This window comes from Stenotrophomonas sp. DDT-1, from assembly GCF_001580555.1.
In the GTDB taxonomy this organism is placed as follows: Bacteria; Pseudomonadota; Gammaproteobacteria; order Xanthomonadales; family Xanthomonadaceae; genus Stenotrophomonas; species Stenotrophomonas sepilia.
Genome location: NZ_LEKR01000002.1, coordinates 16,237 through 35,609 on the forward strand (window position 1 = coordinate 16,237; position 19,373 = coordinate 35,609).

22 protein-coding genes are annotated in these 19,373 nt (G+C 65.9%); 12 read left to right on the top strand and 10 right to left on the bottom strand.

The features are described from left to right. Positions 1-5: 5 nt before the first annotated feature. From AB839_RS01100 to AB839_RS01110, 3 genes are all read right to left on the bottom strand, one after another. Positions 6-662, bottom strand: a complete 657-nt coding sequence (locus AB839_RS01100) for a glutathione S-transferase family protein (protein ID WP_061477982.1) — start codon at positions 660-662, stop codon at positions 6-8. Between the two features lie 155 nt (positions 663-817). Next, positions 818-1,366, bottom strand: a complete 549-nt coding sequence (locus AB839_RS01105; RefSeq protein ID WP_061477983.1) for a GNAT family N-acetyltransferase — start codon at positions 1,364-1,366, stop codon at positions 818-820. Positions 1,367-1,492: 126 nt separating this feature from the next. Next, the gene (locus AB839_RS01110) at positions 1,493-2,335 is read right to left on the bottom strand and encodes a glycine zipper 2TM domain-containing protein (RefSeq protein WP_061478099.1); all 843 of its coding nucleotides are present in this window, start codon (positions 2,333-2,335) and stop codon (positions 1,493-1,495) included. A 163-nt stretch (positions 2,336-2,498) separates the two neighbouring features. On the opposite strand from AB839_RS01110, the gene AB839_RS01115 reads away from it, so the two are divergent. Together AB839_RS01115 and AB839_RS01120 are read left to right on the top strand one after the other, a co-directional pair. Beyond that, positions 2,499-2,714 carry a DUF6116 family protein gene (locus tag AB839_RS01115; protein ID WP_005417541.1) on the top strand — a complete coding sequence of 72 codons (216 nt, stop codon included), beginning with the start codon at positions 2,499-2,501 and terminating at the stop codon, positions 2,712-2,714. After that, positions 2,711-3,484 carry a TatD family hydrolase gene (locus tag AB839_RS01120; protein ID WP_061477984.1) on the top strand — a complete coding sequence of 258 codons (774 nt, stop codon included), beginning with the start codon at positions 2,711-2,713 and terminating at the stop codon, positions 3,482-3,484. The genes AB839_RS01115 and AB839_RS01120 overlap by 4 nt, the downstream gene beginning before the upstream one ends. A gap of 76 nt (positions 3,485-3,560) precedes the next feature. Here the strand turns inward: AB839_RS01120 and AB839_RS01125 are convergent, their stop codons facing one another. Next, on the bottom strand, positions 3,561-4,388 hold the full coding sequence (locus AB839_RS01125; protein ID WP_005417543.1) for a tRNA threonylcarbamoyladenosine dehydratase: 828 nt from the start codon (positions 4,386-4,388) through the stop codon (positions 3,561-3,563). A gap of 79 nt (positions 4,389-4,467) precedes the next feature. On the opposite strand from AB839_RS01125, the gene AB839_RS01130 reads away from it, so the two are divergent. Together AB839_RS01130 and AB839_RS01135 are read left to right on the top strand one after the other, a co-directional pair. Further along, positions 4,468-4,902 (top strand): cytochrome c, encoded by a 435-nt coding sequence (locus tag AB839_RS01130; RefSeq protein ID WP_061477985.1) that lies wholly within the window; start codon positions 4,468-4,470, stop codon positions 4,900-4,902. A gap of 136 nt (positions 4,903-5,038) precedes the next feature. Then, a complete protein-coding gene (locus AB839_RS01135; RefSeq protein ID WP_005417545.1) occupies positions 5,039-5,533 on the top strand; it encodes a glycine zipper 2TM domain-containing protein in 495 nt (164 codons plus the stop codon). A gap of 72 nt (positions 5,534-5,605) precedes the next feature. Here the strand turns inward: AB839_RS01135 and AB839_RS01140 are convergent, their stop codons facing one another. Continuing rightward, positions 5,606-5,815 (bottom strand): cold-shock protein, encoded by a 210-nt coding sequence (locus AB839_RS01140; protein ID WP_005417546.1) that lies wholly within the window; start codon positions 5,813-5,815, stop codon positions 5,606-5,608. Positions 5,816-6,050: 235 nt separating this feature from the next. On the opposite strand from AB839_RS01140, the gene AB839_RS01145 reads away from it, so the two are divergent. From AB839_RS01145 to arsC, 3 genes are all read left to right on the top strand, one after another. Further along, complete coding sequence (locus AB839_RS01145; RefSeq protein WP_061477986.1) at positions 6,051-6,536, top strand: DUF456 domain-containing protein; 486 nt, start codon at positions 6,051-6,053, stop codon at positions 6,534-6,536. 118 nt (positions 6,537-6,654) lie between these two features. After that, complete coding sequence (locus tag AB839_RS01150) at positions 6,655-7,809, top strand: phospholipase A (RefSeq protein WP_061477987.1); 1,155 nt, start codon at positions 6,655-6,657, stop codon at positions 7,807-7,809. Next, positions 7,809-8,150: an arsenate reductase (glutaredoxin) gene (gene arsC, locus AB839_RS01155; protein WP_061477988.1), complete on the top strand. Its 342-nt coding sequence runs from the start codon at positions 7,809-7,811 to the stop codon at positions 8,148-8,150. Before AB839_RS01150 ends, arsC begins: the two co-directional genes overlap by 1 nt. A gap of 73 nt (positions 8,151-8,223) precedes the next feature. Here the strand turns inward: arsC and AB839_RS01160 are convergent, their stop codons facing one another. The 3 genes from AB839_RS01160 to AB839_RS01170 all read right to left on the bottom strand — a co-directional run bounded on the left by AB839_RS01160 (position 8,224) and on the right by AB839_RS01170 (position 10,896). Continuing rightward, on the bottom strand, positions 8,224-8,859 hold the full coding sequence (locus AB839_RS01160; protein ID WP_061477989.1) for a glutathione S-transferase family protein: 636 nt from the start codon (positions 8,857-8,859) through the stop codon (positions 8,224-8,226). Between the two features lie 58 nt (positions 8,860-8,917). Continuing rightward, positions 8,918-9,256, bottom strand: coding sequence for a hypothetical protein (locus tag AB839_RS01165; protein WP_061477990.1), 339 nt, complete (start codon positions 9,254-9,256; stop codon positions 8,918-8,920). 122 nt (positions 9,257-9,378) lie between these two features. Continuing rightward, positions 9,379-10,896, bottom strand: a complete 1,518-nt coding sequence (locus AB839_RS01170) for a fumarate hydratase (protein ID WP_005417564.1) — start codon at positions 10,894-10,896, stop codon at positions 9,379-9,381. A gap of 146 nt (positions 10,897-11,042) precedes the next feature. Between AB839_RS01170 and AB839_RS01175 the strand changes: the two genes are divergently transcribed. The 4 genes from AB839_RS01175 (at position 11,043) to AB839_RS01190 (ending at position 15,525) form a co-directional block, all read left to right on the top strand. After that, positions 11,043-11,939, top strand: coding sequence for an RNA polymerase sigma-70 factor (locus AB839_RS01175; RefSeq protein ID WP_061477991.1), 897 nt, complete (start codon positions 11,043-11,045; stop codon positions 11,937-11,939). Positions 11,940-11,974: 35 nt separating this feature from the next. Then, on the top strand, positions 11,975-12,424 hold the full coding sequence (locus tag AB839_RS01180; protein ID WP_061478100.1) for a carboxymuconolactone decarboxylase family protein: 450 nt from the start codon (positions 11,975-11,977) through the stop codon (positions 12,422-12,424). Between the two features lie 369 nt (positions 12,425-12,793). Further along, complete coding sequence (locus AB839_RS01185; RefSeq protein WP_061477992.1) at positions 12,794-14,665, top strand: ABC transporter ATP-binding protein; 1,872 nt, start codon at positions 12,794-12,796, stop codon at positions 14,663-14,665. Between the two features lie 80 nt (positions 14,666-14,745). Beyond that, positions 14,746-15,525: a ferredoxin--NADP reductase gene (locus AB839_RS01190; protein WP_049439380.1), complete on the top strand. Its 780-nt coding sequence runs from the start codon at positions 14,746-14,748 to the stop codon at positions 15,523-15,525. A 94-nt stretch (positions 15,526-15,619) separates the two neighbouring features. Here AB839_RS01190 and AB839_RS01195 read toward each other — a convergent pair whose 3' ends face one another. Beyond that, a complete protein-coding gene (locus tag AB839_RS01195) occupies positions 15,620-16,099 on the bottom strand; it encodes a glutathione peroxidase (protein ID WP_061477993.1) in 480 nt (159 codons plus the stop codon). Between the two features lie 130 nt (positions 16,100-16,229). Here AB839_RS01195 and AB839_RS01200 point away from each other — a divergent pair, with 130 nt between their 5' ends. Further along, positions 16,230-18,398 (top strand): M3 family metallopeptidase, encoded by a 2,169-nt coding sequence (locus tag AB839_RS01200; RefSeq protein ID WP_061477994.1) that lies wholly within the window; start codon positions 16,230-16,232, stop codon positions 18,396-18,398. A 125-nt stretch (positions 18,399-18,523) separates the two neighbouring features. Here AB839_RS01200 and AB839_RS01205 read toward each other — a convergent pair whose 3' ends face one another. Continuing rightward, positions 18,524-19,264: a hypothetical protein gene (locus AB839_RS01205; protein ID WP_061477995.1), complete on the bottom strand. Its 741-nt coding sequence runs from the start codon at positions 19,262-19,264 to the stop codon at positions 18,524-18,526. Positions 19,265-19,373 lie beyond the last annotated feature (109 nt).

The following is a 19,373-nucleotide window of genomic DNA, read 5'->3' on the forward strand; positions in this document are numbered from 1 at the left end:
TGGGATCAGGCGGCCTCGAAGCGCGCGCGCACCTCGGCGGTCACCGCTGGCATCGCCACGAAGCGCGGCTGCGCACGCACGCGCTGCAGCCAGGCGCGCACTTCCGGGAAGGGCGCCAGGCTGATGCCGCCCTCGCCTGCCACGTCGGTATAGGCGAACAGCGCAATGTCGGCGATGCCGTATGCGCTGCCGGTGAACCACTGCGCTTCGCGCAGGTGCTGCTCCATCACGGCCAGCGCGGTGGCGGCACGCTCGTGCAGGCGTGGCAGTTCAGAACGGCGCGGTGAATCGGGCGGTGTCCAGCCGCGGATGAAGCGCGCTACCGCCACGCATGGCTCGTGCGTGTACTGCTCGAAGAACATCCAGCTCAATGCCTGCGCGCGTTCCCAACCGTCGGTAGGCAGGTAGGGCGTCCCTTCGGCCAACCAGAACATGATCGCATTGGATTCAGTCAACACGCGGCCATCGTCGCGGACGATCAACGGCACCTTGGCGTTGGGATTGAGCGCAAGGAACTCGGCGGTGTGGGTCTGGCCATGGGCACTGTCCACTTCCACCCAGCGGTAGCGGCTGCCGAGCTGCTCCAGCAGCAGGCGGACCTTGTGGCAATTGCCGGACACCGACATGCCATGCACCGTCAACGGGACGCGCTCTTCCACCATTGCCTGATTCCTCGGATCCGGCCGGCGGCCAGCTGCACGCAGTCTGGCAAGCCCGCCGGTGAATGCCAAGCGCGGATGCAGCATGCGGACAATCTGTAGAGCCGAGCCCATGCTCGGCTGCTGTGCGCCAGATGCAGCCGAGCATGGGCTCGGCTCTACAACGGCGAACGGCGCTGGCGCCACTGTTCGCGCGACTGGCCCCAGATCTGCATCGGCTTGTCGTTGTACGGCGGTGGCAATTCACCCATGCGCAGCAGCGTGCTGCCGAGCTTGCGCGCGACCGCCCTCGAGTTGTCGTTGTTCTCGGCGATGGTGTGGATCACCTCGTCCCAGCCCAGCGTGTCGAACGCCCAGTCGATGGCGGCAACCGCCGCTTCCGGTGCATAGCCCCGGCCCCAGCTGGCATGCCGAATACCCCAACCGACCTCGGTTCCAGGCCAGTCCTGCGGCTGCCACGGTCCCATCCGGCCGATCCAGTCACCGCTGGATTTCTCGATCACGCTGAACATCGAGAAGCCGAACAGCTGCCAGGCGCCGGCCAGGCTGCAGAAGCCGCGCCATGCCACCGAGGGCGGTTGAACACCCCCCAGGGTGCGCATCGTTTCCTCGTCGGCACAGAATGCCAGGTACGGTTCGTAGTCCTCGCGCAGCAGCGGGCGCAGGATCAGCCGCTCGGTTTCCAGGCGCAGGTCGAAGATGCTCATGCCGACTCCTTGTCGAAGGGGGGCATCCATCATGGTCGATTCCCTTTCCCCACGGATGAATGCCCGTGCGCACAACGAAACGGGCCGGCATGAGCCGGCCCGTCGGGTGCAGCAGGGTGTTCTGGATTACTGGCGCGTGGCCGCAGTGGCGCCGGCAGCAGCGGTCTGCGTGACCAGCTGGCCATCGACCACCGGCAGGCGATCGCTGGCCGGCTTGTTGTCCATGCGCACGGTCTTCTCGGCGCCATCATAGCGATAGGTCACGTTGTAGCCCTTCACCACATCATTGGTACCCATGGCGATGCGGCTGCCCGGCTTGCTGGCCATGCGCATGGTGCCGGTGGTGCCGTCTTCGTTGCGATAGGTCACGTTGTAACCGGTGACGCGGCTCGACTCGGACGTTGCGGTTTCGGTGTGGCACTGGCGCTCGGTACGATTGACCACGCGACCACCCACATGGCGCTTGTCGATCTGGTTGCCGATGAAGCCACCGGCCACCGCACCGGCTGCGGTCGCGGCCTTCTTGCCGTTGCCGCCACCGACCTGGTTGCCGAGCAGGCCACCCACCACCGCGCCGACCACGGTACCGCCGACGTTGCCATCACGCTCCGGCAGGCGCTCCTGCACCGTCACGTCCTGGCAGACCTCGTGCGGGGTCTGGGTCGTGGAGGTCTCGCGCACCGGATCGGTGCCGATCACGGTGGCATAGGCCTTCTGCTTCTCGGTGATCGGGTCGACCTTCAGCACATCGGCATATTCCAGCCCGCGCGGCGCCGACGGGTCGAGCTTGTCACCACGTACGCCATCGTCGGTGGCGTTGCCATCAACCAGGCGCGACTCGCCATTGGGGGTTGCGGCGCTGATGGAGTCGGGCGATTTGTCGCCACTCTTCATGAAGGCGGCGGTGGCGATGCCACCCACCAGCAGCGCGCCCGCTGCGACCAGGACAGTTGTAGTTGTGCTTTTCATGACCTGCTCCTTGCGGACCATCCGCAACGTTCTCGGGACAGATTGCAGCATGCGCTGCCTGAACGGAATCTCCACATTTCCTGCTCATTCCTGTAACCCATTCAGCATCGGGAAATGCAGGGCCCGTGGTAGCGTTTGCATATTCCCCACGAGGATCCCCGCCATGGCCAACCCGATGCTGCTGCCAGTACTGCAGTGGGCGCGCCGGCTGCGCTACCCCACCCTGTTCAAGCTCACCGCCGGCCTGTTCGTGCTGACGCTGTTCATCCCGGACCCGATCCCGTTCATCGATGAGCTGGTGCTGGGCTTCGGCACGCTGCTGCTGGCCAACTGGAAGAGCCGCAACGCCACCACGCCACCGCCGCTGGAACAGCGTTGAGCGTGCTGGTCGACAGCCACTGTCATCTCGACGCGAGCGCGTTCGACCCTGACCGTGCCGCGGTGATCGAGCGGGCGCAGGCCGTGGGTGTGCGCCAACAGGTGGTGCCAGCGGTCACCGCTGCCAGCTGGCCGAAACTGCGCGAGGTCTGCCAGCAGGCGCCCGGGCTGTACCCGGCCTTCGGCCTGCACCCGATGTTCCTGGCCGATCACCAGCCTGGGCACCTGCCACTGCTGCGCCAGTGGATCGAGCGCGAACGCCCCTGCGCGATCGGCGAATGCGGCCTCGACTTCTTCGTCGAAGGACTGGATGCCGAGGCTCAACAGGCGTATTTCATCGGCCAGCTGGAACTGGCCCGAGAATTCGATCTGCCGGTGATCGTGCACGCGCGACGCGCGGTGGATGCGGTGATCGCCGCGATCCGTCGCGTCGGCGGCCTGCGCGGCGTGGTGCACAGTTTTTCCGGCAGCCCCGAACAGGCCGCGCAACTGCACAGGCACGGCTTCCTGCTGGGTCTTGGTGGTCCGCTGACCTACGAGCGGGCGCAGCGCCTGCAACGGCTGGTACGCGGGATGCCGCTGGAGCAGCTGCTGCTGGAAACCGACGCGCCCGACCAGCCCGACGCAGGGGTCCGCGGCCAGCGCAACGAACCGGCACGGTTGGCAACCATTGCCCGGCACGTGGCCGCGCTGCGCGGAATGGAGCTGGAGGCCCTGGCACAGGCCACGACAGAGAATGCACGGCGGCTGTTCGCGCTGCCGGCAACGTAAAGGCGGGGGCCAACCTTGGCCGGCACGCTGTAACGACCGCGACGAACCCGATGCCGGCCAGCGGCCGACACTACCGTCACGCGTCGGCGTAGGCCTCGGTCACCTCGGTTTTCGCCTTCTTCGGCTCCAGCAGCATCTCCAGCGCCTTGCCCACCGCCGCAAAGGCGAACGCGCCGGTGATGTGGGTCGCCGCGCCCAGACCGGCGCCGCAGTCCAGCTTCAACGCCGCATCGGCACCCAGGTTCGGACGAATGCCGCAGACGCTGCCATCGGCCTGCGGGTACTTCACATTCTCCAGCGAATACACCGCCGGCACGCCGAAATAGCGCTTGGCGTTCTTCGGGAAGTTGAACTCGCTGCGCAGCTTCTTGCGGATCAGCGCCAGCATGGCGTCGTGCTCGGTGCGCGAGACATCGCGGATACGTACCAGGGTCGGGTCGGTGCGGCCACCGGCAGCGCCGACGGTCAGCAGCGGCAGCTTGCGGCGACGGCACCAGGCGATCGTCTCGACCTTGACCCGGAAGCTGTCGCAGGCGTCGATCACCAGATCGAACCCGCGGTCCAGCAGCTCAGCCATGTTGGACATCGTCAGGAATGCCTGCACGGCGTCGACGTCGATCCCCGGGTTGATCGCACGGCAGCGCTCGGCCATCGCCTCGGCCTTGTTGCGCCCGTAATTGCCTTCCATCGCCGGCAGCTGCCGGTTGGTGTTGGACACGCAGATGTCGTCGGCATCGATCAGGGTCAGATGACCGACCGCCGAACGGGCCAGCGCCTCCACCACCCACGAGCCGACGCCGCCCATGCCGACCACCGCCACGCGACTGCCCTGCAGGCGCTCGAGCGCACCCACGCCATACAGCCGTTCGATGCCGGCGAAGCGTTGTTTGACCTGTTCGTTCATCGGGCTATTTTAACGTGCAGGTGCCAGCGCCCAAAGCACGTCGGCGTCGAACCCACCGTTGCACGCCTGGAGAGCCCGCATGAACGCCAGCCCGCCCCGCCGCCTGTCCCCTGCCCATCGCTACCTGTTCGTACTGTGCCTGGGCCTGCTGATCGGCTTGGTCGCCACGGTAATGGTGGGCCGCGCCCTGCAGGCGCGTCGCGACCCGTTCCCGGACAGCCTGATGCAGGTGATGCAGCGGCAGTCGCAGCTGCTGCAGCAGGCTCAGCAGCAGAACCGCTGCAGCCTGGCCGACAGCGTGCCGCGGCTGCAGGCACTACGCCTGTTGTCCAATGACCTGGACCTGGCGTTCCCCGGGCTGAAGGACAGCACGCAGTTCCAGCAGCACGCCAGCCGACTTCGCGGCAACCTCAACACGGCGCTGGCCGCACCGCCAGGCGACTGCAGGGCCTTGGCCCAGCTCGTGGAAACGCTGCAGGCCGATTGCCGGGCCTGCCACCAGGATTTCCGCTGAGGCGCGTTCATCCTGCAGCCGGGCATCAGGTGCGTGGTTGGCGCGTTGTTCACGTTCGAAGGGAGAGGATTCGTCCACCCTGCTGCATGACGCAGTACCACCCAACATACCCGCCTTCACGGCCAGGAGACGCCCCATGAAGATCCAGCTCATCGCCGCCAGCGCCATCGCTACCCTCGCGCTGGCCGGTTGTGCCACCTCGCCCGGTTACAGTGGCGGTGGTTACAACAACGGCTATAACAACGGCGGCTACGGCAACAACGGCGGCTACAACCAGGGCCGCTGCGCCGACTGTGGCATCGTCACCCGCATCAACACCGTGCCCTCGGGCCGCACCGCGCCCAGTGCGACCGGCGCGATCCTCGGCGGCATCGTCGGCGCCGTGGCCGGCCATGAAATCTCCGACCACACCGGTGGCAGCCGTGGCAACAAGAACATTGCCGCCGCTGCAGGCGCGGTCGGTGGCGCCCTGGCCGGCAATCAGATCCAGAAGAATGTGACCAGCGATACCTACGACATCAGCGTGCGCATGGATGATGGCCGCACCATCGTGGTCAACCAGCGCGACCTGGGTGGCATCCGTGAGAACACCTATGTGCGCGTGGTCAACGGCAAGGTCATCCTGCGCTGACCTGCAGCGGGCCAAAGGCCAAGAAAAAGGCCCGCTTGCGCGGGCCTTTTTCGTGCCGGAGGACGGCAGGTGTTACATCGGCTGGACCTTGTCAGCCTGCAGGCCCTTCTGGCCCTGCACGACTTCAAAGCTCACACTCTGGCCTTCCTTGAGGCTCTTGAAGCCCTGGGTCTCGATGGCGCGGAAGTGCACGAACACGTCCTCGCCATTCTGGCGGCTGATGAAGCCGAAGCCCTTCGCATCATTGAACCACTTTACGGTACCGGTCTCGCGATCAGCCATCTCACTAACTCCCTTTGACTCTCTCTTGTTGTTGGAAACGCCTGGTGGGCGGCTGACAAGCAAGGGGGAAGCGAGGTGCATCGATGCAGCGGATCGGGAAGATCTTGCTTCATCAGGCCACGATCCACGGTGACCTTGCCAAGCTCAGCGACTGCAACTTAACCCGGCCAAAACGAAAAAGCAACTGGCAAAATCTTTCACTGTCAACCCCAAAACGGACTCCATACGGGACAGCATGGGACTCTCATTCATCTTGTATCTGCTAGCGGTCATTTTTGTCCTGATAGGCATCGCCGGCATCATCCTGCCGGCCCTCCCGGGCATCCCGCTGGTGTTCATCGGACTGCTGCTGGCCGCCTGGGCCGACGGCTTCGCCCACGTCGGCTGGCCCACCCTGGTCGCGCTCGGGGTACTGACCCTGCTTTCGCTGCTGCTGGACGTGCTGGCCACGGTTGTCGGCGCGCAGCGTGTCGGCGCCAGCCGCAAGGCGCTGTGGGGAACCTTCGTCGGCAGCATCGTCGGCCTGTTCTTCATGCCCATCGGCCTGTTCGCGGGACCGCTGGTCGGTGCCCTGCTCGGCGAGTACTGGCACACCCGTGAACTCGGCCGCTCAACCAAGGTCGGCCTGGCCACCTGGCTCGGCATCCTGCTTGGCCTGGCACTGAAACTGGCGGTTGTGATCGCGATGCTGGGCCTGTTCGCGTTCGCCTGGTTCTTCTGAGCCACCTGGCCTTCACGCCACGCGCACGCTGTGACCGTGCATAAACCGTGGGGCTGGCCGCGATCCGGCACAGCCGCCACACTGTGTGATTCCCGAATTCATCGAAGGGCCTGCTGCAATGACCCTCCCCACGCTGTTTCCCCGTCTGGCGCCGCTGGCGCTTGCCCTGGCCAGTGCACCGCTGGCTGCGCAGGAGTTCGCGCCTACCGCCGATGCCTCACCGGCCGCCTGCGCGGCAATTACCACCGACGCGGCCCGGCTGGCCTGCTATGACCGCCTGTTCGGGCATACCCCGGAGGCTACCGCCGCCGCTGATGCTGCCGCCGAAGCGGCTGCGCAGGCCCGCCGCGAAGAACGGCAGACCGCGCGCGTGAGCCAGGGCGAGGAAAAGCTGCGCGAGCGGGTGAGCGACCTGTTCCGCCCGGCAACGCCGGACAGCGCGCTGGCCAACGCCGGCCGCGGTTCGCTGCTGGACAGCCGCTGGGAACTGGCCGAGGACTCCAAGCTGGGGCCGTTCCAACTGCGCGCCTACAAGCCGGTGTACCTGCTGCCCGCCTTCTGGACCAGCGATCGCAACACCATGCCGCACTCGCCGAACCCGGCCAACAGCGTGACCACCCCGCAGGTACTCGACAGTGCCGAGCTGAAGTTCCAGATCAGCTTCAAGACCAAGATCGTCGAGAACCTGTTCGGCGACAACGGCGACATCTGGGCCGGCTACACCCAGAGTTCGCGCTGGCAGGCCTACAACAGCGAGGATTCGCGCCCGTTCCGCGAAACCAATTATGAGCCGGAAGTGATGATGGTGTTCCGCAACGGCTACTCGATCGGTGGCTGGCGCGGGCGCATGACCGGTATCGCGCTGAACCACCAGTCCAATGGCCGCGCCGACCCGCTGTCACGCAGCTGGAACCGGGTCATGCTCAACATCGGCCTGGACCGCGAGAACTGGGCGCTGGTGCTGCGTCCCTGGTACCGCATTCCCGAAAGCCGCAGCGAAGACAACAATCCGGACATCGAGGATTACATGGGTCGCGGCGACGCCACCCTGACCTGGAACCGCAATGGGCATGAGGTCTCGCTGATGGCGCGCCATTCACTGCGCACCGGAAGCCGTTCGCACGGTGCGCTGCAGCTGGACTACGGCTTCCCCATCAGCAACCTGCTGCGTGGCCATGTGCAGGTCTTCGACGGCTACGGCGAAAGCCTGATCGACTACAACCACAAGGCCACCTATGTGGGTGTGGGCGTGTCTCTGCTGGAGTGGTTCTGATGGACGTGACGATCTGGCACAACCCGGCCTGCAGCAACTCGCGCGGCGCACTGAAGCTGATCCGCGATGCGGGCTTCGAGCCGGTGGTGATCGACTACCTGGGCAACCCGCCGGACGCAGCCACGCTGCGCCAGGTACTGGCCGAATCCCGGCTGCACGCACAGGAACTGGTACGCAGCAAGGAGGCGCTGTTCGCCGAACTGGGCCTGGACGGCGCCGACGACGCCACGCTGCTGGCGGCGATGAGCGAACACCCCCGTTTGATCAATCGCCCCGTGGTGCGCACGGCCAAGGGCACGCGGCTGTGCCGCCCACCGGAAACAGTGCTGGAGATCCTGTAACCCGAAAAAGGGGACGGAGGGAATTAAGTCGTATGTGCACAAACGACTTAATTCCCTCCGTCCCCTTTTTTGGTTACCGCCAGTCGGTGATGCCTTCGCGGCGGTAGACCTCGGCGAACGCCGGGCGCGCCTTCATCGAGGTGGCATGCGCCTTCAGCACTGGCCAGGTGTCGCTGGGCCTGGGCATGTTGCGCGACCAGCGCATCAGCATCACCAGCATGTAGTCGACCACGCAGGGCGTGGCGCCCAGCAGGTACGGGCCGTGCGCCTGCAGGTGAGCGGCAACGTGCTGCCAGGCCGCTTCGAGCCGCTGACGCGCCCTCTCGCGGCTGGCCTCGACGTTCGCCTCGCCGGCCATTTCATGCGGATAGAACCAGGCCCGATAGGCCGGCTGCAGCGTATTGGCACACCAGAACATCCAGCGGTAGGCATCGCCACGCTGCGGCGTGCCCGGCACCGGGAGCAGGCCAGCCTCCGGGTGGCGATCGGCCAGGTACAGGGCGATGGCCGCCGCTTCGGTCAGTACCAGGCCATCGATCAACAGTGTCGGCACCACACCGGCCGGATTGAGCGCCAGGTACTGCGCCGACTTGTGCTCGCGCGCGTCGAAATCCAGCAGCACCAGTTCATGCTCGATGCCGAGCTCGATCAGCAGCCAGTGCACGACCAGCGCGGCGGTACTGGTCGAACCATACAGCGTGGTGCTCATGCGGAAGATCCTGTGCGGGTGGATCAGCCGATTATGCGCCCACGCGCGCGATCATTGCTCAGCCGCAGCTGCTCATGCAGGAATCCCGGCGCTCGCCACAGGACATCATCGGCGCGCGCATCGCGCAGTCGTGCGTCTTCAGTTCGCAGGCACGGCGCAGGTCCGGATTGTCCACGTCCTTGCAGCGCTTGTCCGGCGCCGGCACCACCTGCTGCTCGCAATTGCTCTGGCGGCTGCCGAGAGAGTCATTCTGCGCCATGCAGCTGCGATAGCCGGCCTGGCACTGCACGCGGCATTGCGCCGATGCGGGGAAATCCGCGCCTTCGTACGACGCCGGGGTGCTGCAGCCGGCCAGGGCCAGCAGCGTGCCTACCACGATGAATCGATGCAGGGCCATGGACACGTCCTGTGCGAGGGTGTTCCGACCGTAGCAGAACAACCGCTACCGGAACATCAATATTTTTGCCCACACAACAACGGCGCCACAGGGGCGCCGTTGTCTGGTCCGGGATGGAGGGCTTACTCCACAACCACCGGAATCTTGCCGATGCGGGCCTGCCATTCGCGCGGGCCGGTCTTGTGCACCGATTCGCCGGTGGAATCCACCGCCACGGTCACGGGCATGTCCTGCACGGTGAACTCGTAGATCGCCTCCATGCCCAGGTCGGCGAAACCAACCACCTTGGCGGCCTTGATGGCCTTCGACACGAGGTAGGCCGAACCACCAACGGCCATCAGGTAGGCCGACTTGTGCTTCCTGATCGCCTCGATGGCGGCCGGGCCGCGCTCAGCCTTGCCGACCATGCCCAGCAGGCCGGTCTGTGCCAGTACCTGCTCGGTGAACTTGTCCATGCGGGTCGCCGTGGTCGGGCCGGCCGGGCCCACCACTTCGTCGCGCACCGGATCGACCGGGCCGACGTAATAGATGAAGCGGCCCTTCAGGTCGACCGGCAGTTCCTCGCCCTTGTTGAGCATGTCGACCATGCGCTTGTGCGCGGCATCGCGGCCGGTCAGCAGCTTGCCGTTGAGCAGCAGGGTCTGGCCCGGCTTCCAGCTGGCCACGTCCTCCGGGGTGATCGTGTCCAGGTCCACCCGGGTGCCCTTGGACGCGTCATAGGTCAGCTTCGGCCAGTCTTCCAGCGACGGCGGGTCCAGCATTACCGGGCCACTACCATCCAGGGTGAAGTGCGCATGGCGGGTGGCGGCGCAGTTCGGGATCATCGCCACCGGCAGGTTGGCCGCATGGGTCGGATAGTCGTTGATCTTGATGTCCAGCACAGTGGTCAGGCCGCCCAGGCCCTGCGCGCCGATGCCCAGCGCATTGACCTTCTCATACAGCTCCAGGCGCAGCTCCTCGATGCGGTTGGAGGCACCACGGGCCTGCAGCTCGGTGATGTCGATCGGTTCCATCAGCGCCTCCTTGGCCAGCAGCATCGCCTTCTCGGCGGTGCCACCGATGCCGATGCCGAGCATGCCCGGCGGGCACCAGCCGGCGCCCATGGTCGGCACGGTCTTCAGCACCCAGTCGACGATGGAGTCGGACGGGTTGAGCATGGCGAACTTGGTCTTCGCTTCCGAACCACCGCCCTTGGCGGCAACGATGACGTCGACCTTGTTGCCCGGCACCACCTTGACGTTGACCACGCCCGGGGTGTTGTCCTTGGTATTGATCCGCTTGCCGGCCGGATCAGCCAGCACCGAGGCGCGCAGCTTGTTGTCCGGATGCATGTAGGCGCGGCGAACGCCCTCATTGGCCATGTCTTCCACGCCCATGGTGGCGTCATCCCAACGCACGTCCATGCCGATTTCCAGGAACACGGTGACGATGCCGGTGTCCTGGCAGATCGGGCGGTGGCCTTCGGCGCACATCCGCGAATTGATCAGGATCTGGGCCATCGCTTCCTTCGCGGCCGGCGACTCCTCGCGCTCGTACGCGGCGGCGAGGTTCTTGATGTAGTCGACCGGGTGGTAGTACGAGATGTACTGCAGCGCGTCGGCGATGGACTGGATGAGGTCTTCCTGCTTGATCGATGTCACGGCTTGCTCGCTTGCTCGAGGCTGGCGGGGGTAATCCGCCCATTTTACCCCCTCCCCCGGCCCCGGGGTGGTCGTGCTGGCCGCTGGCCGGCAAGATTCCCCCGACGCTCTGTCACGCCACGCGCCACTGCGGCGTCCTTGCCCACATGAACGCCGAAACCGTTTTCCAGACCCACCGCCCGCGCCTGATGGCGCTGGCCTATCGCCTGCTCGGCAGCCGCGCCGACGCCGAAGACGTGGTCCAGGACGCCTGGCTGCGCTGGTCCGGCGCCGATCCTGCCAGCGTCCGCGATGCAGAGGCCTGGCTGGTCACCACCACCACCCGGCTCGGCCTGGACCGCCTGCGAGCGGCCAAGCGCGAGCGCGCGCACTACGTCGGCCCATGGCTGGCCGAACCGCTGGCGGTCACCCTGGAGCCGGACCCGGCGCCCGGTCCGGCCCAGCTGCACGCGCTGGCCGACGAGGTCTCGGTCGCCTTCCTGACCCTGCTCGAACAGCTCGGCCCCGAAGAACGCGCTGCCTTCCTGCTGAAGGAGGCCTTCGACCACGACTACCGTGAGATCGCCGACCTGATCGGCCACAGCGAAGCCAACTGCCGGCAGCTGGTGCACCGTGCCCGGCAGCGCCTGCAGGCCGGACGGCCGCGCTTCAACGCCGATGCCATCCAGCACCGGCAGTTGCTGACGCGCTTCATGGATGCCTCGCAGCGCGGCGACAGCGAGGCGATCCAGGCCCTGCTGCACGCCAACGCGCAACTGGTCTCCGACGGTGGCGGCGTGGTTACCGCCGCGATCCGCCCGCTGCTGGGCGCCGAGCGCATCGGCCGCCTGTTCTGGGCCATCGCCCGCCGCGGCGCGGTGCATCCGGCGCAGCTGGGCTACGTCAACGGCGAGCCTGCGATCCTGCGCTTCCAGGGCGATCGCCTGCACTCGATCACCACCATCGAAGTGGTCGATGGCCGCATCGCCAACGTGTACAGCGTGCTGAATCCAGAAAAATTGCCGAAGGTTGTCACGCACCGCAACGCTGCGGCGTCCTTGTGATGAAGGCGGCCATCGTGGCCGCTGTGGAGCCCACGATGTCCGATCACACCTCCCCCCGCGTCCCCTACACCCGTCTGGCCGCCGAGGCCTTCAAGGGCCTGCTGGCCACCAGCCAGGCGGTGCATGACAGCTCGATCGATCCGACCCTGATGGAACTGGTGTTCCTGCGCGTGTCGCAGCTCAACGGCTGCGGCTACTGCATGGACATGCACGGCACGGCGCTGCGTAAGGGCGGCATCGAGCCGCGCAAGCTGGACACCCTGCCCGCCTGGCACGAAAGCCGCTTCTTCGATGCCCGCGAACGTGCGGCACTGGGCTGGGCCGAGGCGCTGACCCGGCTGACCGAGGGTGCGCCGTCGCAGGCGGCGTTCGATGCATTGGCGCCGCACTTCGATGCGAAGGGCATCAGTGACCTGAGCATGGGCATCGCGGTGATCAACGCCTGGAACCGGCTGGGTGCGGGCCTGCTGCCGCCGCTGCCGTAAAAGGGTCCTGTTGGCCGGGCTGCCGCCCGGCACCCGCAGAGGCCAGAGCAACAGCTGGAGCAACGGCAAAAGCTGGCTCTTCTGCGGGTTGGCAGGGTGGGTCAGGTCACAGGGGACGCTGCAAGTACGTCCATGTAAGCTCGGTCGCCGCATCCATGCGGCTCACGCCCCTGCGACCTGACCCACCCCGCCTTCGATAGTTCACTGGAGCTGCTGGTAGGTGTCGACCTCGGTCGACACGGTAGATCCACGCCATGCGTGGATGCGGGAGGGTCAGATCCCTTTGTGTGGCAAAGGGATCTGACCCCGGTGCCGGCCACACGGCTGCACTGACCCCCTCTGCACGTAGCAGGCGCGCACAATACGCGCATGCCTGCTTCCGCCACCGCTGGCGCTGCCGCCGCGAAGAAACCCAGCCTGCGCCAGCGCTTCAGGGCGATGCGCAATCTGCCCCCTTTCCTGCGCATGGTCTGGAAGACCAGTCCGGCGCTCACCCTGGCCAGCCTGGGGCTGCGCCTGATCCGTGCCCTGCTGCCGGTGGCGATGCTGTACGTCGGCAAGCTGATCATCGACAGCGCCCTGCACCTGAGCCAGCACGATGCCGGCTTCCCGCCGCTGGGCGAGGCGCTGTCCAGCGGCCTGCTCAATCCACTGCTGGGCCTGCTGGCACTGGAATTCGGCCTGGCCATCGCCTCGGACCTGCTCGGCCGGCTGGTCAGCTACGCCGACGCTCTGCTTTCCGAACTGTTCGCCAACGCCACCAGCATCCGCCTGATGGAACACGCCGCGACGCTGGACCTGGAGGATTTCGAAGACCCGGACCTGCAGGACAAGCTGGACCGTGCGCGGCGCCAGACCATGGGCCGGATGAACCTGATGAGCCAGCTGTTCGGCCAGGTGCAGGACGCGATCACCGTGGCCAGCCTCGCCGTCGGCCTGCTGGTCTACGCGCCGTGGCTGATCCTGCTGCTGGCGCTGGCACTGGTGCCGGCCTTCATCGGCGAATCGCACTTCAACGCGGCCGGCTACAGCCTCAACTTCCAGTGGACGCCCGAGCGCCGCCAGCTCGACTACCTGCGCCAGCTGGGCGCCAGCGTGGAAACGGCCAAGGAAGTGAAGATCTACAACCTGCACCGCTTCCTGGTGGAGCGCTACCGGCGCCTGTCGGTGGCATTGTTCCAGGCCAACCGCGCCCTGGCACGGCGCCGCGCGTTCTGGGGCACGCTGCTGGCTGCGCTGGGCACGCTGGGGTATTACACCGCCTACGCCTACATCGCATGGCGCACGGTGCGCGGGGACTTCTCGATCGGCGACCTGACCTTCCTCGCCGGCAGCTTCCTGCGCCTGCGCCAGCTGCTGGAAGGCCTGCTGATCGGCTTCTCGCAGGTGGCCAGCCAGGCGCTGTACCTGGATGACCTGTTCTCGTTCTTCCAGATCCAGCCGGAAATCCACTCGCGCGATGGGGCCGTGCGCGTGCCGCAACCGATCCGCCAGGGCTTCGTATTCGAGAACGTCGGCTTCCGCTACCCCGATGCCGAACAGTGGGCGGTGCGCCATCTGGATTTCCAGCTGCACGCCGGCGAAGTGCTGGCCCTGGTCGGCGAGAACGGCGCCGGCAAGACCACCCTGGTAAAACTGCTGGCACGGCTGTACGAGCCGGACGAAGGCCGCATCCTGCTCGACGGCCGCGACCTGCGCGATTACGACCTGGATGACCTGCGCGCCAACCTCGGGGTGATCTTCCAGGACTTCGTGCGCTACAACCTCAGCGCCGGCGAGAACATCGGCGTCGGCCAGGTCGAGGCGATGGACGACCAGGCACGCATCGCTGACGCGGCGCGACGCGGCATGGCCGAGGAAGTCATCGACGACCTGCCCGGCGGCTACGACCAGCAGATCGGCCGCCGCTTCAAGCAGGGCGTGGACCTGTCCGGTGGCCAATGGCAGAAGATCGCCATCGCCCGCGCATGGATGCGCAATGCGCAGGTGATGATCCTGGATGAGCCAACGGCAGCGCTGGATGCCCGCAGTGAGTTCGAGGTGTTCCAGCGGTTCAGGGAACTGGCGGATAATCGCACCGCAGTACTGATTTCCCACCGCTTTTCCTCGGTACGCATGGCCGATCGCATCCTGGTGCTGGCCGATGGCCGGATCGAGGCCAGCGGCACCCATGCGCAGCTGATGGCGCAGGGCGGCCGCTATGCCGAGCTGTTCGAGCTGCAGGCGGCGGGTTACCGCTGAGAACGCCTCTCGTTCCGCCCAATGAGAACTTGTCTCATTTGAGATAGAATCACCCCCGACGACTTTCGATAGATACGCCCATGTCCTCCGCTTTCGGCGCCGAAACGGTGCTTGAGGTCCGTCACTGGACCGATGCCTACTTCAGCTTCACCACCACCCGCGACAGCGGTTTCCGCTTCGAGAACGGCCAGTTCGTGATGATCGGCCTGGAAACCGAGGCGCGACCGCTGCTGCGCGCCTATTCCATTGCCAGTGCCAACTGGGAAGAACAGCTGGAGTTCTTCAGCATCAAGGTGCAGGACGGCCCGCTGACCTCGCGCCTGCAGCACATCAAGCCGGGCGACAAGGTACTGGTCGGCAAGAAGCCCACCGGCACCCTGCTGATCAGCGACCTGCATCCCGGCAGGAACCTGTACCTGCTGGGCACCGGCACCGGCCTGGCGCCGTGGCTGTCGGTCATCAAGGACCCGGAAACCTACGAGCGCTTCGAGAAGGTGATCCTCTGCCACGGCGTGCGCTACGAGAAGGACCTGGCCTATCGCGATTACTTCGAGAAGGAACTGCGTGAGCACGAGTTCCTCGGCGAAATGATCGGCGACAAGCTGCTGTACTACCCGGCCGTCACCCGCGAGCCGTTCGCCAACCAGGGCCGCCTGACCCAGCTGATGGAGAGCGGCGAGATGCAGCGCACCCTCGGCCTGCCGGAACTGAGCCCGGAAAACGACCGCGCGATGATCTGCGGCAGCCCGCAGATGCTGGCCGACCTTCGCACCGTGCTCGATGCCCGGGGTTTCCAGGTTTCGCCGCGCATCGGCCAACCGGGCCACTACGTGTTCGAACGCGCGTTCGTCGAGAAATAACCCATCGCATCTGTAGAGCCGAGCCCGCGCTCGGCTTGCGCGCGGCGCGCGCTCTCGGAGTCAGCCGGAAAAGCAGCCGAGCGTGGGCTCGGCTCTACAGCAGCGCTTCGATCGCGCTGCGCAACTGCTCCGGCCGGGTGGTGGGCGCATGCCGCGACACCACCTGCCCCTGGCGATCGACCAGGAACTTGCTGAAATTCCACTTGATGCGGGCACTGCCGAGCAGGCCACGCTTTTCGTGCGTCATCCAGGCCCACAACGGATCAGCGCCCTCGCCGTTGACCTCGATCTTCTCCGACAGCGGAAAGCTGACCGGATAATCCAGCGAACAGAAGTGGCGGATCTGCGCCGCGTCCCCCGGCTCCTGCGCGCCGAACTGGTTGCACGGGAAGCCGATCACCACCAGGCCGCGTTCGCGGTAGTCCTGCCACAGCTGTTCCAGCCCGGTGTACTGCGGGGTGAACCCACAGCGGCTGGCGACGTTCACCAGCAGCAACGGGTGGCCCTGATAACGGGCCAGCGCCTGTGGATGGCCGTCGAGGTCACGGAAGCTGAAATCGTAGGCGGTGGTCATGGTGGCGGGCCGTGGGCGGTAAATGCATGGTACCCGCGCCCGGACCCGGCAACATGCCTTTTGACACAAGTGCGGGCGCCGCCGGCCGGGTTACCCTCGGGCCCTTGTTTGCCTTACCGGAGTTCCTGCCTTGACCACCCGCCTTGCCCTTGCCGTGGCCATGTCCCTCGGCCTTGCCCTGCCCGCCTTCTCGGCCGGCGCCGCCACCCCGGCTGCCAGCACCCATGCCCAGCAGGCCAATCCGTTCTTCGCCGAAAGCCCGCTGCCCCTGCATTATCCGCAGTTCGACAGGATCAAGGACAGCGACTTCGCCCCGGCCTTCGACGCCGGCATGGCGCAGCAGCTGAAGGAAGTGGAGGCGATCGCCAACAACAAGGCCAAGCCGACCTTCGACAACACCATCATCGCCCTGGAAAAGAGCGGTGACATCCTCGACCGTGCGACCACCGTGTTCTTCAGCCTGGTCGGTGCCGATACCAATGACACCCGCAAGAAGCTGCAGGCCGACTACTCGGCGAAGTTCGCCGCGCACAGCGATGCGATCGCGCTGAACGGCAAGCTGTTCGCCCGCATCCAGGCGCTGTACGACACCCGCGGCCAGCTGGGCCTGGACGCCGAAGGCGTACGCCTGGTCGAGAAGTACTACGACAACTACGTGCGCGCCGGTGCCAAGCTGTCCGAGGCCGACAAGGCCAAGCTGAAGGCGATGAACGCCGAGCTGGCCAACCTGGGTACCAAGTTCAGCCAGAACGTGCAGTCGGAAGTGAACGCTTCGGCGATCACCGTCGACGACGTCAAGGAGCTGGACGGCCTGTCCAAGGAGCAGATCGCCGCCGCCGCCGAAGCTGCCAAGGCCCGCGGCCAGGACGGCAAGTACGTGATCACCCTGCTCAACACCACCGGCCAGCCGCCGCTGACCAACCTGGCCAACCGCGCCCTGCGCCAGAAGATCTACGAAGCGTCGGTCAGCCGCGGCAGCCGCGGCGGTGAGTTCGACAACACCGCGCTGGTTTCGCGCATCATGCAGCTGCGTGCCGACAAGGCCAAGCTGATGGGCTTCCCGAACTTCGCCGCCTACAACCTGACCAACCAGACCGCCAAGACGCCGGAAGCGGTCAACGCGATGCTGGGCAAGCTGGCTCCGGCCGCCGTGGCCAACGCCAAGCGCGAAGCTGCCGACCTGCAGGCGATGATCGACCAGGAACAGAAGGCGGCCGGCAAGCCGACGTTCAAGCTGGAACCGTGGGACTGGGCCTTCTACAGCGAGAAGGTGCGCCAGGCCAAGTACAACTTCGACGAGTCGCAGCTGAAGCCGTACTTCGAAATGAAGAACGTGCTGGAGAACGGCGTGTTCCATGCCGCCAACCTGGAATTCGGCCTGACCTTCAAGCAGCGCACCGACCTGCCGGTCTATCACGATGACGTCACCGTCTACGACGTGTTCGATGCCGACGGCAGCCAGCTGGCGATCTTCATCTTCGACCCGTATGCACGCGCCTCCAAGCGCGGTGGCGCATGGATGAACTCCTACGTCTCGCAGTCCAAGCTGACCGGCTTCAAGCCGGTGGTCGCCAACCACCTGAACATCCCGAAGCCGCCGGCCGGCCAGCCGACCCTGCTGACCTGGGATGAGGTGAACACCACCTTCCACGAGTTCGGCCACGCCCTGCACGGCATGTTCTCCAACGTGAAGTACCCGTACTTCTCGGGTACCTCGGTGCCGCGTGACTTCGTCGAGTTCCCCTCGCAGGTCAACGAGATGTGGGCTGACAACCCGGTCATCCTGAAGAACTACGCCAAGCACTACCAGAACGGTTCGGCGATGCCGCAGGCGCTGCTGGACAAGGTGCTGGCGGCGGCCAAGTTCAATCAGGGCTTCGCCACCACCGAGTACCTGGGTGCGGCCATGCTGGATCAGCGCTGGCACCAGATCGGCGCCGACCAGGTGCCGGCGGCCAAGGACGTGATGGCCTTCGAGCGCGCCGCGCTGGAGAAGGACGGCATCTACTACGCGCCGGTTCCGCCGCGTTACAAGACCCCGTACTTCAGCCACATCATGGGCGGCTATTCGGCCGGCTACTACGCCTACATCTGGTCGGAAGTGCTCGACGCCAACACCCAGAAGTGGTTCAAGGACAATGGCGGCCTGAGCCGCAAGAACGGCGACCACTTCCGCGCCACCCTGCTGTCCAAGGGCGGCAGCGTCGACGCGATGCAGCTGTTCCGCGATTTCGCCGGCCACGAGCCGCAGATCGAACCGCTGCTGGAAAAGCGTGGCCTGACCGGCGCCGGCAACTGATCGCCTGCGCGCTAGCGTGAAACGAAAGCCGCCCGGGAGACCGGGCGGTTTTTTTGTGGCATCCACCCATGGCGTGGATCTACTGCAGTCCCGGTAGATCCCATCCATCCGTGGATGATCTCCGGTCACCGCCGGAACAGCCGCTCCCACCATCGGCTTTTTGGAGCAGCTGCAGGAGAGGTATGGGCGCCCAGGAACTCCTGCAGTTGGGCCGCGGCGGCCTCCGCGTACAGCAACGCGCCATCGGGGGCGCAGTTGAGTAGATTGCTCATGCTGGTCGATGCATTGAGGTCCATCGGGTTCGGCTCGACCACCTCGCTTGCTTCCAGCAATCCGCATTCCTTGCCGATGGCATCATCGACAACGCTCCAGAACACGGCCAGTCGACCATCGGAAAACAGCTCGTCCAGACGCGCACGCAGTTCATTGTCCCCGCCGTAGTCCGCGCGCATCTGCTTCAGCCGGTCATGCGTGATGAACACACCACCACCGTAGTTCTCGCGCAGGTGGTTTCCGGCAGCGGCGTCCGCCCACTGCGGCGGCACCAGTTGCCGCCAGTCGGCGAAATAACGGGCAATCACTGGGTCGTCGATGAAGAACGAAAGGGCGCTCCCGCGAAGGTAATGATACCGGCGCAGGTGACCGGCCACGATCGCCAGGTACAACGCGTGCCCCTTCTCGAAAGGCACTTCGGCGCTGATCGCGCGAGCCTCGTCGATGCGTTCCTGCAACTGCTCCATGTAGAACGGCTCGATCCGGAACCGCTGTTGCAGCGCCTCGACCAGCGTCACGTCCTCCAGCGCACGGAAATAGATGTCACGGATCCCCGAATCCGCGACTGGATGGTAGGTGATGTCCCAACCCATGCTGCAACGCCTTCAGGAATGCGGTAATCCCGCCGACCCAACAGCTTAGCGTCGACGACGCCCACGCGCGGAGCAGACCGTGCAACACACGGATTTGGCGTCAGTGAGT

What these genes read in the sequence shown, in the direction of transcription:
- AB839_RS01100 (WP_061477982.1), bottom strand. Translation starts at nt 662, where the DNA reads ATGGTGGAAGAGCGCGTCCCGTTGACGGTGCATGGCATGTCGGTGTCC.
- AB839_RS01190 (WP_049439380.1), top strand. Translation starts at nt 14,746, where the DNA reads ATGTCCTCCGCTTTCGGCGCCGAAACGGTGCTTGAGGTCCGTCACTGG.
- AB839_RS01115 (WP_005417541.1), top strand. Translation starts at nt 2,499, where the DNA reads ATGGCCAACCCGATGCTGCTGCCAGTACTGCAGTGGGCGCGCCGGCTG.
- arsC (WP_061477988.1), top strand. Translation starts at nt 7,809, where the DNA reads ATGGACGTGACGATCTGGCACAACCCGGCCTGCAGCAACTCGCGCGGC.
- AB839_RS01140 (WP_005417546.1), bottom strand. Translation starts at nt 5,815, where the DNA reads ATGGCTGATCGCGAGACCGGTACCGTAAAGTGGTTCAATGATGCGAAG.
- AB839_RS01175 (WP_061477991.1), top strand. Translation starts at nt 11,043, where the DNA reads ATGAACGCCGAAACCGTTTTCCAGACCCACCGCCCGCGCCTGATGGCG.
- AB839_RS01130 (WP_061477985.1), top strand. Translation starts at nt 4,468, where the DNA reads ATGAACGCCAGCCCGCCCCGCCGCCTGTCCCCTGCCCATCGCTACCTG.
- AB839_RS01160 (WP_061477989.1), bottom strand. Translation starts at nt 8,859, where the DNA reads ATGAGCACCACGCTGTATGGTTCGACCAGTACCGCCGCGCTGGTCGTG.
- AB839_RS01135 (WP_005417545.1), top strand. Translation starts at nt 5,039, where the DNA reads ATGAAGATCCAGCTCATCGCCGCCAGCGCCATCGCTACCCTCGCGCTG.
- AB839_RS01110 (WP_061478099.1), bottom strand. Translation starts at nt 2,335, where the DNA reads ATGAAAAGCACAACTACAACTGTCCTGGTCGCAGCGGGCGCGCTGCTG.
- AB839_RS01195 (WP_061477993.1), bottom strand. Translation starts at nt 16,099, where the DNA reads ATGACCACCGCCTACGATTTCAGCTTCCGTGACCTCGACGGCCATCCA.
- AB839_RS01205 (WP_061477995.1), bottom strand. Translation starts at nt 19,264, where the DNA reads ATGGGTTGGGACATCACCTACCATCCAGTCGCGGATTCGGGGATCCGT.
- AB839_RS01180 (WP_061478100.1), top strand. Translation starts at nt 11,975, where the DNA reads ATGTCCGATCACACCTCCCCCCGCGTCCCCTACACCCGTCTGGCCGCC.
- AB839_RS01145 (WP_061477986.1), top strand. Translation starts at nt 6,051, where the DNA reads ATGGGACTCTCATTCATCTTGTATCTGCTAGCGGTCATTTTTGTCCTG.
- AB839_RS01185 (WP_061477992.1), top strand. Translation starts at nt 12,794, where the DNA reads ATGCCTGCTTCCGCCACCGCTGGCGCTGCCGCCGCGAAGAAACCCAGC.
- AB839_RS01105 (WP_061477983.1), bottom strand. Translation starts at nt 1,366, where the DNA reads ATGAGCATCTTCGACCTGCGCCTGGAAACCGAGCGGCTGATCCTGCGC.
- AB839_RS01165 (WP_061477990.1), bottom strand. Translation starts at nt 9,256, where the DNA reads ATGGCCCTGCATCGATTCATCGTGGTAGGCACGCTGCTGGCCCTGGCC.
- AB839_RS01150 (WP_061477987.1), top strand. Translation starts at nt 6,655, where the DNA reads ATGACCCTCCCCACGCTGTTTCCCCGTCTGGCGCCGCTGGCGCTTGCC.
- AB839_RS01125 (WP_005417543.1), bottom strand. Translation starts at nt 4,388, where the DNA reads ATGAACGAACAGGTCAAACAACGCTTCGCCGGCATCGAACGGCTGTAT.